The 19,864-nt window shown below is 68.7% G+C and carries 20 protein-coding genes; 9 read left to right on the top strand and 11 right to left on the bottom strand.

Annotated features, from left to right (window positions below; all coding sequences use genetic code 11):
* Positions 1 to 146 precede the first annotated feature (146 nt).
* The 3 genes from Pmi06nite_RS25875 to Pmi06nite_RS25865 form a co-directional block, all read right to left on the bottom strand.
* Entirely contained in the window at positions 147 to 1,232 is a 1,086-nt protein-coding gene (locus tag Pmi06nite_RS25875) for a Zn-dependent alcohol dehydrogenase (RefSeq protein ID WP_203955701.1), read from the bottom strand.
* 50 nt (positions 1,233 to 1,282) lie between these two features.
* Positions 1,283 to 1,477, bottom strand: coding sequence for a ferredoxin (locus Pmi06nite_RS25870; RefSeq protein WP_203955700.1), 195 nt, complete (start codon positions 1,475 to 1,477; stop codon positions 1,283 to 1,285).
* Positions 1,478 to 1,575: 98 nt separating this feature from the next.
* Positions 1,576 to 2,088 carry a pyridoxamine 5'-phosphate oxidase family protein gene (locus tag Pmi06nite_RS25865; RefSeq protein ID WP_239114206.1) on the bottom strand — a complete coding sequence of 171 codons (513 nt, stop codon included), beginning with the start codon at positions 2,086 to 2,088 and terminating at the stop codon, positions 1,576 to 1,578.
* A gap of 148 nt (positions 2,089 to 2,236) precedes the next feature.
* Between Pmi06nite_RS25865 and Pmi06nite_RS25860 the strand changes: the two genes are divergently transcribed.
* A complete protein-coding gene (locus Pmi06nite_RS25860; protein WP_203955699.1) occupies positions 2,237 to 2,881 on the top strand; it encodes a class I SAM-dependent methyltransferase in 645 nt (214 codons plus the stop codon).
* Positions 2,882 to 3,047: 166 nt separating this feature from the next.
* On the opposite strand, the gene Pmi06nite_RS25855 is transcribed toward Pmi06nite_RS25860, so the two are convergent.
* From Pmi06nite_RS25855 to Pmi06nite_RS25845, 3 genes are all read right to left on the bottom strand, one after another.
* Positions 3,048 to 4,109 (bottom strand): prenyltransferase, encoded by a 1,062-nt coding sequence (locus Pmi06nite_RS25855; protein ID WP_203955698.1) that lies wholly within the window; start codon positions 4,107 to 4,109, stop codon positions 3,048 to 3,050.
* Positions 4,106 to 4,819, bottom strand: coding sequence for a class I SAM-dependent methyltransferase (locus Pmi06nite_RS25850; protein WP_203955697.1), 714 nt, complete (start codon positions 4,817 to 4,819; stop codon positions 4,106 to 4,108). Before Pmi06nite_RS25850 ends, Pmi06nite_RS25855 begins: the two co-directional genes overlap by 4 nt.
* A gap of 82 nt (positions 4,820 to 4,901) precedes the next feature.
* Positions 4,902 to 6,200 carry a glycosyltransferase family 4 protein gene (locus Pmi06nite_RS25845; protein ID WP_203955696.1) on the bottom strand — a complete coding sequence of 433 codons (1,299 nt, stop codon included), beginning with the start codon at positions 6,198 to 6,200 and terminating at the stop codon, positions 4,902 to 4,904.
* A 206-nt stretch (positions 6,201 to 6,406) separates the two neighbouring features.
* On the opposite strand from Pmi06nite_RS25845, the gene Pmi06nite_RS25840 reads away from it, so the two are divergent.
* Entirely contained in the window at positions 6,407 to 7,432 is a 1,026-nt protein-coding gene (locus tag Pmi06nite_RS25840; protein WP_203955695.1) for a GDP-mannose 4,6-dehydratase, read from the top strand.
* Between the two features lie 160 nt (positions 7,433 to 7,592).
* Here the strand turns inward: Pmi06nite_RS25840 and Pmi06nite_RS25835 are convergent, their stop codons facing one another.
* Together Pmi06nite_RS25835 and Pmi06nite_RS25830 are read right to left on the bottom strand one after the other, a co-directional pair.
* Positions 7,593 to 8,561 (bottom strand): type IV toxin-antitoxin system AbiEi family antitoxin, encoded by a 969-nt coding sequence (locus Pmi06nite_RS25835; protein ID WP_203955694.1) that lies wholly within the window; start codon positions 8,559 to 8,561, stop codon positions 7,593 to 7,595.
* Between the two features lie 306 nt (positions 8,562 to 8,867).
* Positions 8,868 to 10,070, bottom strand: coding sequence for a cytochrome P450 (locus Pmi06nite_RS25830; RefSeq protein WP_203955693.1), 1,203 nt, complete (start codon positions 10,068 to 10,070; stop codon positions 8,868 to 8,870).
* Positions 10,071 to 10,323: 253 nt separating this feature from the next.
* Here Pmi06nite_RS25830 and Pmi06nite_RS25825 point away from each other — a divergent pair, with 253 nt between their 5' ends.
* From Pmi06nite_RS25825 to Pmi06nite_RS25800, 6 genes are read left to right on the top strand one after another with little or no spacing between them, the layout of a single operon-like run.
* Positions 10,324 to 11,181 (top strand): fumarylacetoacetate hydrolase family protein, encoded by an 858-nt coding sequence (locus tag Pmi06nite_RS25825; RefSeq protein WP_203955723.1) that lies wholly within the window; start codon positions 10,324 to 10,326, stop codon positions 11,179 to 11,181.
* Entirely contained in the window at positions 11,178 to 12,488 is a 1,311-nt protein-coding gene (locus Pmi06nite_RS25820; RefSeq protein ID WP_203955692.1) for an L-fuconate dehydratase, read from the top strand. The genes Pmi06nite_RS25825 and Pmi06nite_RS25820 overlap by 4 nt, the downstream gene beginning before the upstream one ends.
* 34 nt (positions 12,489 to 12,522) lie before the next feature.
* Positions 12,523 to 13,275, top strand: a complete 753-nt coding sequence (locus tag Pmi06nite_RS25815; protein WP_203955691.1) for an SDR family NAD(P)-dependent oxidoreductase — start codon at positions 12,523 to 12,525, stop codon at positions 13,273 to 13,275.
* Positions 13,276 to 13,300: 25 nt separating this feature from the next.
* Positions 13,301 to 13,606: an L-rhamnose mutarotase gene (locus tag Pmi06nite_RS25810; RefSeq protein WP_203955690.1), complete on the top strand. Its 306-nt coding sequence runs from the start codon at positions 13,301 to 13,303 to the stop codon at positions 13,604 to 13,606.
* The gene (locus tag Pmi06nite_RS25805) at positions 13,603 to 14,517 is read left to right on the top strand and encodes an aldo/keto reductase (RefSeq protein ID WP_203955689.1); all 915 of its coding nucleotides are present in this window, start codon (positions 13,603 to 13,605) and stop codon (positions 14,515 to 14,517) included. The genes Pmi06nite_RS25810 and Pmi06nite_RS25805 overlap by 4 nt, the downstream gene beginning before the upstream one ends.
* A 44-nt stretch (positions 14,518 to 14,561) precedes the next feature.
* Positions 14,562 to 15,434, top strand: a complete 873-nt coding sequence (locus Pmi06nite_RS25800) for an amidohydrolase family protein (RefSeq protein WP_203955688.1) — start codon at positions 14,562 to 14,564, stop codon at positions 15,432 to 15,434.
* Here Pmi06nite_RS25800 and Pmi06nite_RS25795 read toward each other — a convergent pair.
* Positions 15,377 to 16,336 carry an AraC family transcriptional regulator gene (locus Pmi06nite_RS25795; RefSeq protein WP_203955687.1) on the bottom strand — a complete coding sequence of 320 codons (960 nt, stop codon included), beginning with the start codon at positions 16,334 to 16,336 and terminating at the stop codon, positions 15,377 to 15,379. The genes Pmi06nite_RS25800 and Pmi06nite_RS25795 overlap by 58 nt on opposite strands.
* A gap of 106 nt (positions 16,337 to 16,442) precedes the next feature.
* On the opposite strand from Pmi06nite_RS25795, the gene Pmi06nite_RS25790 reads away from it, so the two are divergent.
* The gene (locus tag Pmi06nite_RS25790; RefSeq protein WP_203955686.1) at positions 16,443 to 17,477 is read left to right on the top strand and encodes an aldo/keto reductase; all 1,035 of its coding nucleotides are present in this window, start codon (positions 16,443 to 16,445) and stop codon (positions 17,475 to 17,477) included.
* A gap of 8 nt (positions 17,478 to 17,485) precedes the next feature.
* Here the strand turns inward: Pmi06nite_RS25790 and Pmi06nite_RS25785 are convergent, their stop codons facing one another.
* A complete protein-coding gene (locus Pmi06nite_RS25785; RefSeq protein ID WP_203955685.1) occupies positions 17,486 to 18,157 on the bottom strand; it encodes a FadR/GntR family transcriptional regulator in 672 nt (223 codons plus the stop codon).
* Positions 18,158 to 18,316: 159 nt separating this feature from the next.
* A complete protein-coding gene (locus tag Pmi06nite_RS25780; RefSeq protein ID WP_203955684.1) occupies positions 18,317 to 19,477 on the bottom strand; it encodes a steroid 3-ketoacyl-CoA thiolase in 1,161 nt (386 codons plus the stop codon).
* Positions 19,478 to 19,864 lie beyond the last annotated feature (387 nt).

The following is a 19,864-nucleotide window of genomic DNA, read 5'->3' as shown; positions in this document are numbered from 1 at the left end:
AGTCTCGCTGGACCGAGGTGTGACCTCGGTCCAGAGCGTCACGGAGTGAGAAACGGCTCCGGTCCGGGTTCATCGGGGGCCCGGACCGGAGCCGTTTCTCGTCGTTGCCGTGGCCGACGCGCCGGGTGCCGGCACGTCGTACGGGCTCAGTCGAACATGACGATCTGGCGGAGCACCTCACCGCTCTTGAGCGCCGCGACGGCGTCGTTGAGGTCGGCCAGCCGGATCCGCGAGCTGATCATGCTCTCGAGATCGAGCTTGCCGGCCTTGTAGAGGTTCGCGAAGAACGGGAAGTCCCTGCGGACGTCCGCGCCGCCGTACAGGGAGCTGAGGAGGTTCTTGCCCTCGAACAGCAGCCCGAAGGCGGTCAGCGGCACCTGGTCGTCCATCGCCCCCGCGCCCACGACGATGACGTCGCCGCCACGCCGCGTGGCCTGCCAGGCGGTCATGATCGCGGCGGACTTGCCGACGACCTCGAAGCCGTAGTCGAAGCCCTGGCCGCCGGTGAGCGTGCCGATCGCGTCCATGAGCTGGTCGGGCGTGCACGCGTGCGTGGCGCCGACCTTCTTGGCCAGCTCGTGCTTCGACTCGAGCGGGTCGATGGCGAGGATCGTCGTCGCCCCCGACACCCGGGCTCCCTGGATCACCGACAGGCCCACACCGCCGCAGCCGACGACCGCGACCGTCGATCCCGGCCGTACCTTCGCCGTGTTGATGACGGCGCCGACGCCCGTGGTGATGCCGCACCCGATGAGCGCGGCGGCCTCGTAGGGGACCTCCGGGTCCACCTTGATGGCGCCCTGCCACGGGACGACGATCTCCTCGGCCCAGGTGCCGCAGCCCGCCATGCCGAAGGCGGGCGTCTGGCCGCCGTAGAGGAAGCGGGCCTCCATGAAGCTCTTCATGACGTAGGTCGTGCACAGGTTCGGCTGGCCGACGATGCAGTTGGGGCAGTCCCCGCAGGCCGGAGTCCAGTTGATGATGACGTGGTCCCCTGGCTGGACGGAGGTCACGTGGTCCCCGACCTCGACGACCTCGCCCGCGCCCTCGTGGCCGGGGATCACCGGCAGCGGCATGGGCAGGACGCCTGTCAAGACGGAGAGGTCGGAGTGGCAGACACCCGTAGCCTTGATCTTCACCCGAACGTCGGACGGGCCGACGGGCGTGAGGGTGAAGTCGTCACGGATGTCGAGTTTGTCGTCGCCGACCGCGTGCAAGAGAGCGCCGCGCATTGGACCTCCTGGGGGGTTACTCGTCTTCGAGTTATGAGTCTTCGAGCGACTTATGAGTCTTCGAGCGTCAAGGCGGCTTTGGGGCACGAGCGGACCGCGTGACGCACTCGGTCCAGCATCTCGGCGGGCGGCTCCGGCAGCAGGACGTGCAACTGGTCGTCGTCATCGACCTCGAACACCTCGGGCGCGAGGCCCATGCAAACGGCGTTCGCTTCGCAGATCAGGTAGTCGACCTTGACCTTCATGTCCGGCTCTCCTTCGCACGGTGGCTCGTCCGCACTCTCACTCCGGCGGCCGAGATCGTGTCGTTCCACCGACCTCCCGCCGACCGGTGAGGTCGCGCTCACCCAACGCTAGCGCCGGGCAGCTTGCGATGATCCCACGAGACGACGCGGGAAGGCTCGACGACGTAGGCGATCCGCTTGCGGGCGGTGTGCGCGACGTATTCACGCAACGAGCCGTCCTCGCCGCCGTTGGAAGCCGTGCCGTCGGGGGCGGCCATGCCCGTCATCCGCCGGGTGACGTCCATCCCGACATCGAGGACCGCTTCCGGGTCGTCGATGAGGCGGGCCGTGCCGTAGACCATGACGCCGCGCAGATCGAAGTAGTCGTCGCCGGACTCGACGAGGCAGGTGACTCTGGAGTCGCGGTCGATGTTCTTCGCCTTCTGGGCCTTGCGGTACGTCCAGAAGGTGATCTTTCCGTCGCTCAGGCCGTAGAACATGGTGACGAGGTGGGGGGTGCCGTCGCCGTTGATGGTGGCGAGCTGGAGCTTGCGCGCGTCGCGCAGGAACCCGGCGATCTCCTCGTCTTCCATCGCGATGCCTGCACGGCGGTTCACGCTGGGCTGGGTCACGCTGCAAAGTAGAACATGTTGCAGCAGTGCGGACAAGAGGCGAATGGAATGTTGTTCGGGTGCGTGTGCGGTGGTCGAGCGGGGCTCGGTAGGGTTCGACCGCGACGGCGAAACGGCCGTCCGCGAGAGCCGTACAGAGGGACAGCACATGGCCGTCACGATGCCCGACGATCTCCGCCGCCTTGCCGAGGAGGCGAGGGGTTTCATGCCACCCGCCGAGGGGCTGGCGCTGTTCGAGATCGCCGCCCAGTACGGCTCCCGCGGCCCGATCTGCGAGATCGGCACCTACTGCGGCAAGTCGGCCGTCTATCTGGGCGCGGGTGCGCGCGAGGCGGGCTCGGTGGTGTTCACCGTGGACCACCACCGTGGCTCCGAGGAGATCCAGCCGGGCTGGGAGCACCACGACGCGGACCTGATGGACCCCCGCTTCGGGAAGATGGACTCATTGCCGTTCTTCCGGCGGACCATCGCGGAGGCCGGCCTGGAGGACGAGGTCGTCGCGGTCGTGGGCGGCTCGGCGGCGGTGGCCCGATTCTGGAACACGCCGCTGGCGATGCTCTTCATCGACGGCGGCCATTCCGAGGAGCCGGTCACGAGGGACTACGAGGGATGGGCGCCCCACGTCCTGGTGGGAGGGGTCCTGGTGTTTCACGACATCTATCCCGACCCGGCCATGGGCGGCCAGGCCCCGTATCGCGTCTACCTGCGTGCGCTCGCCTCCGGAGCCTTCAAGGAGACCCGAGTGGTGGGCTCCCTCCGCGTCCTCGAACGCACCACCCCCTCCTTCGCGTGATCATGCTCAGGTTCGGCGACACGCCGTCCTGCCTGCGGCTCCTCCACCCGTGATCATGCACAGGTTCGGCCGCATGCCGTCCCACCTGCGCGAACCACGAGCGTGATCATGCACGGATTCGCGCGCACGCCCGATGACCTGCGGCTCAGCCGTAGTGATCACGCGATCAGGCGTGAGCGCGCTCGCACCCGCACTCGCCGGTGATCCGCACCTGCTGGCTCCCCGCGTCGCGGAAGACGCCGGACCCGGGAGTGGTCCGCGAAAGGGCGTCGGCCGCGAGGATCACCGCGGCCGCGGTGTAACCCGATCGCTCATGCGGGAAGTGCTTGCCGTTCACGAACTGCCAGCCGGTCCAGTAGGACCCGTCCTCGTGCCGCAGATGCTGCATGTCCGCGAACACCGTCAGCGCCCGCTCGTCGTCCCCGAGCGCGTCGAGGGTCATGACCAGCTCGCACGACTCGGCCCCGGTGACCCACGGCTGGTCGGACACGCAGCGCGCGCCGAGTCCGGGGACCACGAACGTGTCCCACTCCAGATCGAGCCGCTGGACCGCCTGCGGGCCGCGTACGGCACCGCCCAGGATCGGGTAGTACCAGTCCATCGAGAATCGGCTCTTGTCCGCGAACGCCTCGGGGTGCGCCGTCAGCACGTGCGCCAGCCGGTCGGCCGCCAACTCCCAGTCGGGTTGCGGATCGCCCAGCCGTTCCGCCAGCAGCACGCCGCAGCGCAGTCCCTGATGGATGGACGAGGAGCCGGTGAGCAGGGCGTAGGGGGCGGGTTCGCCGGAGGTGTCCCGCTCCCACACGATCTCGCCCCGGGTGGTCTGGAGATCGACGACGAAGTCGAGGGCCTTGGTGACCACGGGCCACATCGACCGGGCGAATTCCATGTCGCCCGTCACGAGGAGGTCGTGCCAGACGCCCACGGCGACGTAGGCGGCGTGGTTGGACTCCCCGCCCGTCTCGGAGGCCTCTCCGCCGACGAGCTTCATCGGCCAGGAGCCGTCCGGACGCTGATGCCGTACGAGCCAGTCGTAGCCCCTGCGCGCCTCGTCGCGGAGCCCGGCCACGGTGAGGGCCATCAGGCACTCGATGTGGTTCCAGGCGTCGACGTGACCCTCAGGCCAGGGGATGCCGCCGGTGGCGTCCTGGACCGCGGCGATGCTCCGCGCCGTCTGGACCACCTGCTCGGCGGTGATGACCCCCGGGACGGACGGCGCCGCCGTCATGCGGGCTTCCGGACGTAGACCACCACACTCTTCCCGATCAGAGGGTTGAGCACGGCTTCCGCGATCCGGGTGGCGGCGGGGCGCTTCATGATGTCCCACACCAGGAGTTCGTGGTACGCCTTGGCCAGCGGGTGGCCGTCGTTGTTCACGCCGACCGCGCATTTGATCCACCAGTACGGCGAATGCAGGCCGTGGGCGTGATGGTGCGGTCCGACCTCGAGGCCGGAGGACTTCAGCTTGGCCTGGAGCTCCGCCAACGTATAAATACGGATATGTCCGCCAGGCGCTGTGTGGTAGTCCTCGGAAAGGGCCCAGCAGATGCGCTCGGGGATGAAGTTCGGGACCGTGATGGCCGCCTGTCCGCCCGGCTTGAGGACCCGGACGATCTCCCGCATCGCGGCCATGTCGTCGGGGATGTGCTCCAGGATCTCGGCGGCGATGACGCGGTCGAACGACGCGTCGGGGAACGGCATGCCGAGCGCGTCGCCGACGACCGTCTCCCCGGTGGCTCCCGCGGGGATCTGCCCTTCCTTGTCCATCGCCGCGAACATCGCGGCCACGCCCTCGAGCTCGGCGGCGTCCATGTCGAAGGCGACCACGTCGGCGCCCCTGCGCAGCACCTCGAAGGCATGCCGGCCCGCACCGGCGCCGAGATCGAGAACGCGGTCACCCGGTCCGACGGGCAGCCGATCGAAGTCGACGGTCAGCACTAGCGCCACCTTTCGTATCGCAATGTCTTCGGGCCGCCGCACGGCAGGGCCCCATGTTCAGCGGCCCCGGTGGGGCCGGAGGTCAACGGGTGCGACCCGCATGCGCTGAGATGGCCTCGCGGTAGGCCTCGACCGTGCGCTGGGCGACGACGGGCCAGGCGTAGCGCTCCATGGCCCGGTCGTAACCCTTGCGGCCCACGGCCTCGCGCTCCTCAGGGGAGTCCAGGAGACGGCGCAGGACCGCCGCCAGTTCCTCGGGATCGCCCGGCTCGACCTGGATCGCGGCGTCGCCGACGACCTCGGGGAGGGCGCCCGTCCTGGAGGCGACCAGGGGGGTGCCGGAGGCCATGTGCTCGACGGCGGGCAGTGAGAAGCCCTCGTACAGCGAGGGGACGACCGACACCTCCGACGTGGCGATCAGCTCGGCGAGGGCCTCGTCCGAGATGCCGTGGACGAACGTGACGTGCTCACCGAGTGAGAGCTCCGAGACGAGCTTCTCCGTGGGCCCGCCGGGTGTCGGCTTGCTCACCACGGTGAGGTGGACGTCGCGCTCGGTGGCGAGCTTGGCGGTCGCCCGCAGCAGCGTCGCGACGCCCTTCATCGGGGAGTCGGCGCTGGCCACGGCCACGATCGAGCCCGGTCGCTTGGGCAACTCCGGCCGGGGGTGGAAGAAGCGGGTGTCGACGCCGAGGGGGATCAGCCGCATGTTGGCCTCGGGAACGCCGAAGTCGCGGTGGATGTCGGCCAGCGACGACTCGCTGACGGTCAGAATCGGGCTCAGCCGCGGGGCGACGATGCTCTGCATGCGCACGAACCCGTACCAGCGGCGCATCGAGAGCTTCTTCCAGCCCTTCGCGGCCTTGAGCTCGATCCGCCGGTCGACGCTGATGGGGTGATGGATCGTGCCGACGACCGGGAAGAACTTCTTGATCCCGAGCACGCCGTACCCGAGGGTCTGGTTGTCCTGGACGACGTCGAAGTCGCCCTGGCGCTTTTCCAGTTCACGGCGCGCGCGAAGGCTGAAGGTCAGCGGCTCGGGGAAGCCGGCCGTCCACATGGTGGCGACCTCCAGCACGTCGATCCAGTCGCGGTACTCGCGCAGCTTCGGCGTGCGGAACGGGTCGTCGTCGTTGTAGAGGTCCAGGCTGGGGACCTTGTTGAGGATCACGCCCTCGTCCAGCTCGGGGTACGGCTGGCCGGAGAAGACCTCGACGTGGTGGCCGAGGGCGACCAGTTCACGGCTGATGTGGCGCAGGTACACCCCCTGGCCGCCGCAGGTGGGCTTGCTGCGATAGGACAGCAGCGCGACTCGCAGCCGTTCCGCCAAGGGGCACCTCTTTCCCGCTGTGCCCTCTAGGGGGCTGGCACCGAACCCTACCATTTGACCTTTGATGGGACAGCTGGGGTGGAATTGTTCCTCGCGTTGCCCGCACCACGCCGGAACTGCGAAGTTAGCTTACCCGAACGATATTCGGTGTAACACGTTCTATCTAACGGTGGGCGACGATGGCATCCTGAGGCGGGCAGGGCGGTACATTCGCCTCTTATAGCTCTCATCGGGCTGGTCGGGCACAGCGAGGAGGACCGTTGGCCAAGCGCGCGCTTGTTACCGGCATCACCGGTCAGGACGGCTCTTATCTCGCCGAGCACCTGCTCAGTGAGGGCTATGAGGTCTGGGGCCTCGTCCGCGGCCAGGCCAACCCCCGCGTGTCGCGCGTACGGAAGCTCCTCCAGGATGTGCAACTCGTCCGGGGGGATCTGCTCGACCAGGGCTCGCTGATCTCGGCCGTCGAGAAGGTGCGGCCCGACGAGGTCTACAACCTGGGCGCGATCTCGTTCGTCCCGATGTCGTGGGAGCAGGCGGAGCTCACGGCGGAGGTGACCGGCATGGGAGTGCTCCGGATGCTGGAGGCCATCCGGGTGTGTTCCGGGATCACCGGTTCACGGGGCTCGGCTGCTGACCAGATCCGCTTTTATCAGGCTTCGTCGTCTGAAATGTTCGGGCAGGTCAGGGAGACGCCGCAGACCGAGAGCACACCCTTCCACCCCCGCTCCCCGTACGGCGTCGCCAAGACGTACGGGCACTTCCTGACGCAGAACTACCGGGAGTCGTACGGGATGTTCGCCGTGTCGGGCATCCTCTTCAACCACGAGTCGCCGCGCCGCGGCGCCGAGTTCGTCACCCGGAAGGTGACGCTCGGAGTGGCACGGATCAAGCTCGGCCTCGCCACCGAACTGCGCCTGGGCAACCTGGAGGCGCGGCGCGACTGGGGATACGCGGGGGACTACGCCCGTGCCATGCATCTGATGCTGACCGCGGCCCAACCCGAGGACTACGTGATCGGCACCGGGCGGACGAGGTCCGTACGGGAGTTGGTGGAGGCCGCGTTCACGGCCGCCGGGCTGGACTGGGAGCAGCACGTCGTCTGCGACCAGACCCTGCACCGGCCGGCGGAGGTCGACCTGCTGTGTGCGGATCCCAAGAAGGCCAGGACCCAGCTCGGCTGGGAGCCGACGGTGTCGTTCGAAGAGCTCATCGCGATGATGGTCGAGGCCGATCTCCGTCTCCTGGCGGACGGCCACGACCCCGATCACGACTCCTCCTGGCCCTAACCCCCACCTTTTCGGCGTGATCATGCACAGCTTCGGTGATGTGCGTCCTGACCTGCGCGTTTCCCGGTCGTGATCATGCGCAGATTCGGAGAAACACCCTCCCACCTGGGAAAACCTTCGTCGTGATCATGCACTCGCGGACGACCATCCCCGCCAGGCGTCACGCGGCATAACGACGATGCCTTGCCTCGCGGTCACGCAGCATGCGCAACTGCGTGAGGACGAACGTCATCTTCTCCCTGGACGGCCGCCAGCCTCTGGAGAGGAGTTTTCCGGCCAAGTCCTCCAGATACTCGGCGGGCCGCCCGAGAACATCGGATTTGCGAACGATGACGAGCTTCCAGCCGCATTCCCGAAGCTGAGCGCGCCGCCACGCGTCGTGGGCCCTGTCCTCGCCGCTGCTGTGATGTCTCGCCCCGTCGTATTCGACGCCGACCAGATGGCTCGGATAACCCATGTCCACGAACACCTCCGCGCCCGACGGCAGGATGACGGGTATCTGCGTCTCAGGCCTCGGCAGGCCGGTGTCGATGATCAGCACACGGGTCCAGCTCTCGCTCGGAGCCTGCGCGCCCGCGTCGCCGAGTCTCAGGACCTCGCGCAGCCTCTTCGCGTTGCGCTGCCCGGCGAGCGCGAGGGCCCGCTCGTGCAGGTTCTCGATCTCGACGCGGCGCCGGAGGAACTGGTCGAGCGCCGCCACGGCCTCCAGTCGCGGCAGAAAACGCGCGCAGTCGAGAGCCGTACGTTCTTGAGTGGTGATCGTCACGCCGCCCACGAGCGTGAGGTCCGCGGCGGCGATCTCGGCCTCGTATCCTCGGCAGCCGGGACGTCTCGGCCGCGTCCTTTCGCCTGCGGCGACCAGGAGTTCCACCGGCCAGTCATGGCTTTCCTTGCCCGGAGGAAGCACGTCGAGGCCCCACAACCACGCGGCCGTGCGGCGGCAGATGATCGCTGTGGGACCGCTCATAGCGGCGATGATCTGCGCTCGTACGGCCAGGGCACGCGGATGGTCTCCGGCGTAATAGGCCCCGAGCGCGAGCCGGTGAATCTCGCCCGTGGCGACGAGCGTGGTGAGCTCGTCCTTGTCGATTCCGCGCGCCCGGGCGGCTGCCGTCGTTATGAGATCCATGGCCGCACAGCATGCGGCTTCGCGCCCAAGGCCGTACGCGATTCCGCCTGGGCTGTGGATAACAAGGCACGCGCCGTCCCAGGGCCGGTACGGCGCATGCATGATCACGCAAGGAGTCGATGCAGGTGGGCCGGTGTTTCGCCGAAGCTGCGCATGATCACGAACAACAAAAGCCCAGCTCGCACAGCATGCCGCCGAACCTGTGCATGATCACGGCCAAGAAACGCGCAGGTCAGGCCGTCCATTCACGAACCTGTGCATGATCACGCCCAAGGGTCATGCCAAGGGGTCACGCCCAAGGGGGGACTACAGGGTGACGGGGAGGGATTTGATGCCGTTGATGAAGCTGGACCGGAGGCGGGCGGCCTCTCCGGCCTGCTGGAGGGTGGGGACACGCTCCGCCAGGACCTCGAACAGGACCCTCAGCTCCAGCTTGGCCAGGTGGTTGCCGAGGCAGAAGTGGGCGCCGCCGCCGCCGAAACCGATCTGCGGGTTGGGGGTCCGGCCGATGTCGAAGACGTCGGGGGACTCGAACACGTCCGCGTCGCGGTTGGCCGAGGTGTAGAAGACGACGACCTTGTCGCCCTCGGCGATCTCCTGGCCCCGGATGACCGTGTCGGTCGTGGCCGTCCGCCGGAAGAGGTTGACCGGCGAGATCCACCGGACGATCTCGTCGGCCGCAGGCCCCGCCAGGCCGCGGTCCGCGACCAGCCTGGACCACTGATCGGGGTGCTCGAAGAGAGTGAGCATGCCGCCTGAGGCCGCGTTCCTCGTGGTCTCGTTGCCCGCCACGACGAGGAGCAGCACGAACAGGTCGAATTCGTCGACGGTCAGCGTCTCGCCGTTCTCGGCCGGCTGGAGCAGCTTGGTGACGATGTCGTCCTGGGGGTCGTCCTTGCGGGCCGCGGCCAGCGCGTTGGCGTACGCGTAGACCTCCATGGCGGCGTTCTGGCCCTCGTCCGGGGCGGCGGCGTAGTCGGGGTCCTGGGCGCCGATCATCCGATTGGACCACTCGAAGATCTTGTCCCGGTCCTCGATCGGGGCGCCGAGCAACTCGCAGATCACATACAGCGGCAGCGGGGCCGCGAAGTCCGTGACGAAGTCGATCGAGGACTTGGCCTTCGCCTCATCGACGAGCTGGTGGCAGATCTCCCTGATGTGGTCTTCCAGCTTGCCGATGGCGCGCGGGGTGAAACCCCGGTTGACGAGCGAACGACGCCGGGTGTGCTCCGGCGGGTCCTGGTTGAGCATCATCATGCGCTGGAGCTCGCGCTGCGGCTCGGGCATCTCGTCGAACAGGGCGAGCTTCTGCGACGAGGAGAACAGGTCCGAGTGCCGTGACACGTGGACGACGTCCTCGTGCTTGGTGAGCGCCCAGAATCCGGGCCAGCCCCGCTCGGCGTCGCCCTCGTGCCAGAAGACCGGAGTGTTCTCGCGCAGCCAGCGGAGCTGGTCGTGCGGGGCCCCCTTGCTCGCGTAGTGGTCCTGGTCGACGAGGTTGATATCCATGGGACCACCTAGTGTCGAGGGTGAGGCCGGGGCTGGAAGATCGTTTATACCAGCCGTGTGACGAACCTCTTACTGAAACGTGTTCTATTACGGCTCCGGATCGTACGTCAAGGTGTGGCCGGGGTGGCCGGAGGGTGACATGACGCACCTTCGCCCGCAGGTCATCCGATGTGTGTGAGGCCTCGCACTTGACACCGGCCCCAGCTGTCAGGAATCTTCTCCTTGAGAAAACATCGGATGTATGGGGGCCCTTGTGAAGCTGCTCCGTGTTGGTGCGATAGGTGAGGAACGTCCGGCCGTGTTGGACGGCGAAGGCCGCGTCCGCGACCTGACCGGCCTGCTCGGGGGAGCGGACATCGACGGGCCGTTCCTGGCCGGTGGCGGCCTTGATCGGGTCCGCGCCGCGCTCGCCGGAGACGACCTGCCCGTCGTCGACACCGAGGGCCTGAGGATCGGGGCGCCCGTCGCCCGGCCGGAGAAGGTCGTGTGCATCGGCCTCAACTTCCGTGACCACGCCGCCGAGTCCGGCGCGGCCATTCCGGAGGAGCCGGTCGTCTTCATGAAGGCGCCGAACACAGTCGTCGGACCTTTTGACGAGGTGTTGGTCCCGAGAAAGAGCGTCAAGACCGACTGGGAGGTCGAGCTCGCGGTCGTGATCGGCAAGACCGCCCGCTACCTCGAGTCCCACGAGGAGGCGCTCGCCGTGATCGCGGGCTACGCGATCTCCAATGACGTCTCCGAGCGAGAGTTCCAGCTCGAGCGCGGCGGTCAGTGGGACAAGGGCAAGTCGTGCGAGACCTTCAACCCGCTCGGCCCGTGGCTGGTGACGGCCGACGAGGTCGCCGACCCCCAGGGCCTGGGCATGCGGCTGTGGGTCAACGGTGAGCTCCGCCAGGACGGCGACAGCAAGAACATGATCTTCGGGGTGGCCGAGGTCATCCGGTACCTGAGCTGGTTCATGGTCCTCGAGCCCGGCGACGTGATCAACACCGGTACGCCGGCGGGGGTCGCCCTCGGCATGCCCGACCACCCGTACCTGCGCGAGGGTGACGTCATGGAGCTCGAGATCGACGGTCTGGGCCGCCAGCGCCAGCCGGTCGGCCAGGCATGACGGCCGAGCAGGTCGTCGCACGGGGGTCCTCTGTGATCACGGCGATGGAGACCCACGACATCCGCTTCCCGACGTCGAGAGAGCTCGACGGCTCGGACGCGATGAATCCCGACCCCGACTACTCGGCGGCCTACGTCGTGCTGCGTGACGGCGACGACGAGGGCCACGGGTTCGCCTTCACGATCGGCCGCGGCAACGACGTCCAGACGGCCGCCATCAAGGCGCTGGAGCCGTACGTCATCGGCAAGAGCGTCGACGACCTCGGCGCGCTGTACCGCGACATGGTGGGCGACTCGCAGCTGCGCTGGCTCGGCCCGGAGAAGGGCGTCATGCACATGGCGATCTCCGCGGTCGTCAACGCCCTGTGGGACCTCAAGGCCAAGCGGGAGGGCAAGCCGGTCTGGCTGCTGCTGAGCGAGATGTCGCCCGAGGAGATCGTCGACCTCGTCGACTTCCGCTATCTCTCGGACGCCCTCACGCGCGAGGAGGCCCTCGCCATCCTCCGCGCCGCCGAGCCGGGCCGGGCCGAGCGGATCGAGCGGCTCAAGGAGAGCGGCTACCCGGCGTACACCACCTCTCCCGGCTGGCTCGGCTACAGCGACGACAAGCTGCGCCGCCTCTGCAAGGAGGCCATCCAGGACGGCTTCACGCAGATCAAGCTGAAGGTCGGCGCCGACCTCGACGACGACATCCGCCGCATGCGGATCGCCCGCGAGGTCTGCGGCCCCGGGTTCCGCATCGCCGTCGACGCCAACCAGCGGTGGGACGTCGGCGCGGCCGTCGCCTGGGTCAAGGCGCTCGCCGAGTTCGACCCGTGGTGGGTGGAGGAGCCGACCAGCCCCGACGACGTGCTCGGCCACGCCACCATCGCCCGTGAGATCGCGCCCATCAAGGTGGCGACGGGTGAGCACGTCCAGAACCGGGTGATCTTCAAGCAGCTGCTGCAGGCCGGCGCCATCTCCTACCTCCAGCTGGACGCCGCCCGCGTCGCCGGTGTGAACGAGAACATCGCGATCCTCCTGCTCGCCGCCAAGTTCGGCGTCCCGGTCTGCCCGCACGCCGGCGGCGTCGGCCTGTGCGAGCTGGTCCAGCACCTGTCGATGTTCGACTACGTCGCGGTGAGCGGATCCATGGACGACCGGGTCATCGAATACGTCGATCACCTGCACGAGCACTTCGTGACGCCCGTGGTGATCGAGAACGGCGCCTACCGGACGCCGCTCGCCCCCGGCTTCAGCGCCACCATGCACTCCGAGTCGATCGCGGACTACTCCTTCCCGGACGGGCCCGTCTGGAGATCCGCATGAGCCGCGCGGCCCACACACGTCAGGGATGTGACCGATGAGCACCGAATTCGAAGGACTTACCGCACTCGTTACGGGAGGCGGTTCGGGGATCGGCCTCGCCACGGCCACGCTGCTGGCCGAGCGGGGCGCCCGCGTGGCCTGCCTCGACGTCAACCCCCCGGGGGAGCCGTTCCTCGGGCTCAAGGCCGACGTCACCGACGACGCCTCCGTCCGTACGGCGGTGGCCGCGGCGGCCGAGCACTTCGGCGGGCTCGACATCGTCGTCAACAACGCCGGAATCGGGGCTGCGGGCACGATCGCGGACAACCCCGACGACGAGTGGCTGCGGGTCCTGGACATCAACGTCGTGGGCATGGTCCGGGTGGCCAGGGCGGCTCTGCCGTACCTGCGGCAGTCGAGTCATGCGGCCATCGTCAACACGTGCTCCATCGCCGCGACGGCGGGGTTGCCGAATCGCGCCCTCTACAGCGCCAGCAAGGGGGCCGTACTATCGTTGACCCTCGCGATGGCGGCGGATCATGTTGAAGACGGCATCCGGGTCAACTGCGTCAACCCGGGCACGGCGGACACCCCGTGGGTGGGCCGGCTGCTCGACGCCGCGACCGACCCGGTGGCCGAGCGCGCCGCACTCGAGCAGCGCCAGCCGATGGGGCGGCTCGTGAGCGCGCAGGAGATCGCCCACGCCATCGCCTACCTGGCCAGCCCGCTCGGCTCCGCCACCACCGGTACGGCCATCGCCGTCGACGGTGGCATGCAGGGCCTGCGGCTCCGGCCTCGATCGAACTGACATCGAGCTAGCAGGGAGTTCGCCCATGCAGAGGATCGCTCTGCGCACCCGGCTCAAGGCGGATGCCGTCGACGAGTACGAGAAGGTCCACGCGGTGATCCCGGAGGATCTGGACGCCGCCCTGCGAGAGGGCGGCGTGCACACCTGGCGGATTTGGCGCGACGGACTCGACCTGTTCCACTACGTGGAGGTCGACGACTATGAGAGCCTGCAGCGCTTCCTCCGGGACAGCCCCGCCGACCAGGCGTGGCAGGCCCGGATCAACCCGCTGCTCGACGCCGACTTCGACCCGGCCGCGACCGGCCTTCGCATGGTGTGGGAGCTCCCATGAACGTCACCCCCTACGGATTCGGCTCCGCCCCGCTCGGCAACCTCTACTCGGCCCTCTCGGACGAGGAGGCGTCCGCCGCGATCGACGCCGCGTGGGATGCCGGCATCCGCTACTTCGACACCGCCCCCCATTACGGCCTGGGCCTGTCGGAACGGCGGATCGGCGCGGCGCTGCGGGACCGGCCGCGGGAGGACTACGTCGTCTCCACGAAGGTGGGCCGTCTGCTCGAGCCGAGCTCGGCCGGTGGGCGTGACGACCAGGGCTTCGACGTGCCCGCGACCCACACACGTGTCTGGGACTTCTCCCGCGACGGCGTGCGGCGCTCGCTCGAGGAATCCCTGGAGCGGCTCGGCCTCGACTCGGTCGACATCGCCCTCCTCCACGACCCGGACGCCCATTACAAGGAAGCCCTCTCCGAGGCCTATCCCGCGCTGGCCGAGTTGCGTGCCCAGGGCGTCGTCAAGGCGATCGGCGCAGGGATGAACCAGACGCGGATGCTCGGCGACCTCGTCAGGGAGACCGACATCGACGTGGTGCTGCTGGCCGGGCGCTACTCGCTGCTCGACCGGTCGGGCGAGGAGGAACTCCTGCCGCTGTGCCTGGATCGCGGTGTGTCCGTCTTCGTCGGGGGAGTGTTCAACAGCGGGCTGCTCGCCACCCACGACCCCGCCGGCACCTACGACTACGCGCCCGCTCCCGCGGAGCTGCTGGAGCGGGCCAGGGCCATGGCCCGGGTGTGCGAACGGCACGAGGTCACGCTGCCGCAGGCGGCCCTGGCGTTCCCGCTCAGGCACCCGGCGGTGGCCTCGGTCGTCGTCGGCATGCGCTCGGCCGCGGAGGTCGAGCAGAACATGGCCCTGACCGACCTGTCCGTCCCCGACGACCTCTGGCCGGACCTCCTCTCCGTCTGACCGTCCGTCTGATCCAGCCGCGCACGACGACAAGGAGACGTGTCGTGATCGACGCGCATCACCATCTCTGGGACCCGTCCCGCCGGACCTACCCCTGGATGTCCGGGGACGCCCTCGCGCCGGTGCGCAAGCCGTACGGGCTGGAGGATCTCAGGCGGGAGACGGCCGCCGCCGGGGTGAGCGGGACGGTCCTCGTGCAGACCGTCTCCGACTTCGGCGAGACGGTCGAGTTCCTCGGCACAGCCGAAGGGTCGGACGGGCTGATCGCCGGTGTCGTCGGGTGGGTGGACCTCACCACCGGCGTGACCGATCAGGTGGAGCGACTGCGCGGATCGGCCGGGGGAGAGCTGCTCGTCGGCATCCGCCATCAGGTGCAGGACGAGGCGGACCCCGAGTGGATCGCCCGTTCCGACGTCCGCGCGGGGCTGCGCGCGGTCGCCGAGGCGGGACTGGCCTACGACCTGCTGGTGCTGCTGCCGCAGATCCCGGCGGCCCTGTCCGTCGTGCGGGACATGCCCGGCCTGCGTTTCGTGCTTGACCACGGGGCCAAGCCGCCTGTCTCCACCGGTGAGATCGAGCCGTGGGCGAGCGGGCTCGCCGAGCTGGCCAAGCTGCCGAACGTCGCGTGCAAGCTCTCCGGGCTGGTGACCGAGGCGTCGTGGACGGACTGGGAGACCCCGCAGATCGCGCCTTACGCGGCCCGCATCCTGGACTCCTTCGGCCCCGACCGGGTGATGTTCGGCTCCGACTGGCCGGTGTGCGAGCTCGCCGCGTCGTACGCGCAGGTGGTCGAGCTTGCGGGTGAGCTCACGTCGGGTCTGTCCGAGGCGGAGCGTGCGCGGGTCTTCGGCGGCACCGCTCAGGAGTGGTACGGACTGCCCGACATCGACGACCTGGACGCGTCCCTGCTCCGGTAGGCCCGGGGCGAGGTGCCCATGACCCGTTTGAACGCGTTGCTGAAGGAGCTCTCCGAGCCGTAGCCCCAGTTGCCGGCGATCGCGTGCACGGTCCGGTCGGTCTCGCGCAACTCCCGACTGGCCGCGTGCATGCGCCAGCGCATGAGGTAGTCGAGCGGGGTGGAGCCGACGACGGCCTTGAACCTCTCCGCGAAGGTCGACCGTGACATGCCCACGGTGGTGGCGAGGTCGTCGACCGTCCACTTGCGCGCGGCGTCCTCGTGCATCAGCCGCAGCGCGCCCCCGATCTGGGGATCGAGCAGAGCGCTGAGCCAGCCGCCCGGCGACTCGCCGTCCGCCGCCATCGTGGCGGCGTAGGTGCGCAGGGCCTGCACGAAAACCATGTGGACGATGCGTTCGGTCATGAACGCGGAGCCGAGCGCGGGCGTGGCCGTCTCCTGGTCGAGCAGCCGCATCGCCATGTGCAGGACTTCCGCCTGATTGGACGACGCGGGGACGTGCACCAGCGACGGCAGCACGTCGAGGAGCAGCCTGGCGTTGTGCTCGTCGAAGGTGAGGGCTCCGCCGAACAGGACGGTGTCGACGGTCGCGTCCCCGTACCGGACGCGGTCGATGCTCTCGGCCGCCAGGAACACCGGCACGGCGTCGACGGCCCGCGTCTCCAGGTCGCTGGACATGACGTACGGCCCGCCGCTGGTGACCATCCAGCAGTCCCCCTGCCGCAGCAGTGCCGGCGCGGCGTCCTTCGGCGAGATCCAGCAGGAGCCCGCCAGCACCACGCCGAACTTCGCGTACCGGTAGCCCCCCGGGAACCTCAGCGCCCAGGGGCCCCCGGCCTCGAAGCGGGAGGGCGCGGCGCTCTCGACGTTCAGCAGGGACAGGACGTGGGACAGGGCATCCAAGGGGGAACTCCGGACGATCGATCAGACAAATCGGACTTTCTCGCATGGATTGTCCGGATTTCCGTCTCTAGGGTTCAAGGGCAAGCTCGTAAAGACGGGGGAAATTATGAAATATCGCCTATTGGGCCGTACTGGCGTGCTCGTGTCGGAGATCTGCCTGGGTGCGATGACCTTCGGAGGTGCCGACCATGCTCTGTACAGCATGCTGGGGCACCTCGAGCAGGATGAGGCCGACCGCATCGTCGGCGCCGCCCTCGACGCCGGGGTGAACTTCGTCGACACCGCGGACGTCTACTCGGCCGGTGAATCCGAGATCATGCTCGGCCGGGCGCTCAAGGGCCGCCGGGACGAGGTCGTCCTGGCGACCAAGCTGGCCGCACGCGTGGGACCGGGGGTCAACGAGATCGGCCTGTCGCGTCTCCACACGGCTCGGGCCCTGGAGGACAGCCTGCGCCGGCTGCAGACCGATCACATCGACCTGTACCAGCTCCACAACGTCGACCCGCTGACGCCGATAGAGGAGACGCTGGGTGCACTGAACGACGCCGTACGGCAGGGCAAGATCCGATACATAGGATGTTCGAACCTCGCCGCGTGGCAGGTGGCGAAGGCGCTCGGCGTCTCGGCGTTGCGTGATCTGGCGGGATTCGTCTCGGTGCAGGCGTACTACTCGCTGGTCGGGCGGGACCTCGAGCACGAACTGCTGCCCATGATCGAGGAGCACGAGCTGGGCCTGATGGTGTGGGCGCCGCTCGCCGGGGGGTTCCTGTCCGGGAAGTTCGACCGTGCCGGCGCGTCCGACCCGGGCTCGCGGCACGCGCAGCAGGGCTACCCCGACTTCCCCCCGATCGACCGGACGCACGCCTACGACGTCATCGACGTGCTCAAGACGGTCGCCGCGCGCCACGAGGTCAGCGCCGCACGCGTCGCGCTCGCGTGGGTCCTGGCGCGGCCCTCCGTCACCTCGGTCATCGTGGGCGTCCGCAGGCCCGAGCAGCTCGCCGACAACGTCGCGGCGGCCGATCTGTCCCTCACCGAAGAGGATCTCGCTCAGCTCGACGAGGTGAGCCGGATCCCCGCGCTCTACCCCGCGTGGGTCCAGCGGAACAGCATCGCGGGCCGGCAGCGCCCCTCCCGGTGAGGAAGGGCTCACAGGGCCTGGCGGAGCCACTCCTCGACCCCGGCCACGTGGACGGTCGCCCAGGCCATCGCGATGTCGGGCTGGTGCGAGGCGATCGCCTCGTAGATGGCCACGTGTTGCTCGCGCGTCTTGCCCAGGGCGCCCTCCTGGGTGAGACCGCGCCACACCCGCGCCCGGGTGGTCGGCCCCGACAGGCTCTCGATCAGCGAGGCCAGGACGGCGTTGCCTGAGCCAGCCGCGATCCGCTGGTGGAACTCCAGGTCGTTGGCCACGAGCTGCTCGACGCTCGGCTCCGCCGGAAGGGAGTCGAGGATCTTGCGCAGGTCCTCGATGTCCTCGCCGCCCATCTGGGTCGCCGCCATCGCCGTGGCCGCCGGCTCCAGGATCCTTCTCACCTGGAAGAACTGCAGGACCGTGTCGTCCAGGTGGAAGTCGACCACGAACGACAGCGCATCCAGCAGCAGATGGGGTTCCAGGCTCGTGACATAGGTGCCGTCGCCCTGCCGTACGTCGAGGACGTTGATCAGGGCGAGCGCCCGGACGGCCTCGCGGAGCGAGTTGCGGGACAGGCCGAGGCGCTCGGCCAGGTCGGCCTCCTTGGGCAGCCGGTCGCCGGGGGCCAGCTCGCCCGAAATGATCATGTCCTTGATGCTGTCGATCGCCGCGTCGGTGACTGCCACGCCATGCACTCCTTGGAGTCCTGTCAGCGGGGGCGATCCCAGCGTGCGTGGACTCTTAGACATCCGATGTCTAAGAGTGTATGACGGGAAGTCCTCCCGTAGATCCCGACCGGAGTCCCGACCTCCTGTGGATTCCCGGGTTTCTCCGGAGACGACGTCTCAGATGCGCTCGAGGATGGTCGCGGTGGCCAGGGCTCCGCCGGCGCACATCGTGACGAGGGCGGTCGAGGAGTCCGATCGTTCCAGCTCGTGCAGCGCCGTCGTGACCAGCCGTGCGCCCGTCGCGCCGACCGGGTGCCCCAGCGCGATCGCGCCGCCGTTCACGTTGACCCGGTCCATGTCGGGCCGGTGGACCGACGCCCATGACAACACGATGGCCGCGAACGCCTCGTTGACCTCGAACAGGTCGAGGTCGCCGATCGACATCCCCGACCGGTCGAGCACCTTCGCCGTCGCGTCGACCGGCCCGTCGAGGTGGTAGTAGGGCTCGGACCCGACCAGCGTCTGCCCGAGGATCCGGGCGCGGGGCCGCAGGCCGTGCCGTCCGGCCGCCTCCTCGCTCATCAGCAGCACCGCGGCCGCGCCGTCGGAGACCTGTGACGACGTGCCGGCCGTGTGCGTGCCGTTCTCCCCGAGGACCGGGCGCAACCGCGCGAGCCCCTCCGTCGTCGTCTCCCGCAGTCCCTGGTCTCTGGTGACCGTACGGCTCTCGCCCGTCGGCTGTCCGTCCTCGCCGAGCACGGGAGCGGCCACGGAGAGCACCTCACGGCCGAACCTGCCGTCGGCCCAGGCCTTGGCGGCCAACTGCTGCGACCGCGCTCCGAACGCGTCCAGGTCCTCGCGGGTGAGAGCGCGGCGGCCGGCGATCCGTTCGGCGGCGGTGAACTGGTCGGGCAGGTCGATCGACCAGTCGTCCGGCCGCGGTTTCGCGGGCAGCACGTTGCTGCCGAGGGGCTGGCGGCTCATGACCTCCACGCCGCACGCGATCCCCACGTCGATGACGCCCGCCTGGATCAGCGCGGCGACGAGATGCACGGCCTGCTGCGACGACCCGCACTGCGCGTCGACCGTCGTGACCCCCGCCCCGTACGGCAGGCCCGCGTAGAGCCAGGCGTGCCGGCCCACATGACCGCCCTGCTCGCCCGCCTGGGTGACGCAGCCGGCGAAGACCTGCTCGACGGCCGTGGGATCGACGCCCGACCGGTCGACGAGCCCCTTCAGGGCGGCGCCGAGGAGAGCCTGCGGCTTGACGCCGGCGAGCAGGCCACCCCTCTTCCCGATCGGAGTCCGTACCGCTTCGACGATCACCGGGCTGCCCACGAGACCTCCGCCACGTCAGAACATCATTCCAGTGGAATGTAACGCGTTCTACTCCGGAGGGGAAGTCCGTGATGTATCGGCGGGGACCGAATCACCGCGAAGACGTGATCAGGGTGCCGTCCAGGTGATGGAAATGCAGGTGAAACGTAGTGTGGGGTCGCGTAACCAGTCGGAAATGGGTCGGGCAAAAAGGGATGGCCGATACCTTGTGCCCTATCAATTGATAGGTCTACTCTCTGCTCCACGGCCTCGGGTGGAGGCGGTTGGCTCCGCCCGATGACCCTTGGTCGACACCTGCTGAAGAGACATGAGGTGGTCCCATGCGGGAGACCGTGCCGTCGTCGCGGAGCAGAATCCCGTTACGTCGCCGATCGCTGGCAATCGCGT

It is taken from the genome of Planotetraspora mira (assembly GCF_016863275.1).
Classification (GTDB): Bacteria; Actinomycetota; Actinomycetes; order Streptosporangiales; family Streptosporangiaceae; genus Planotetraspora; species Planotetraspora mira.
Note: the sequence above shows the minus strand (reverse complement) of the source record. Positions and strands in the feature narration are given on the sequence as shown.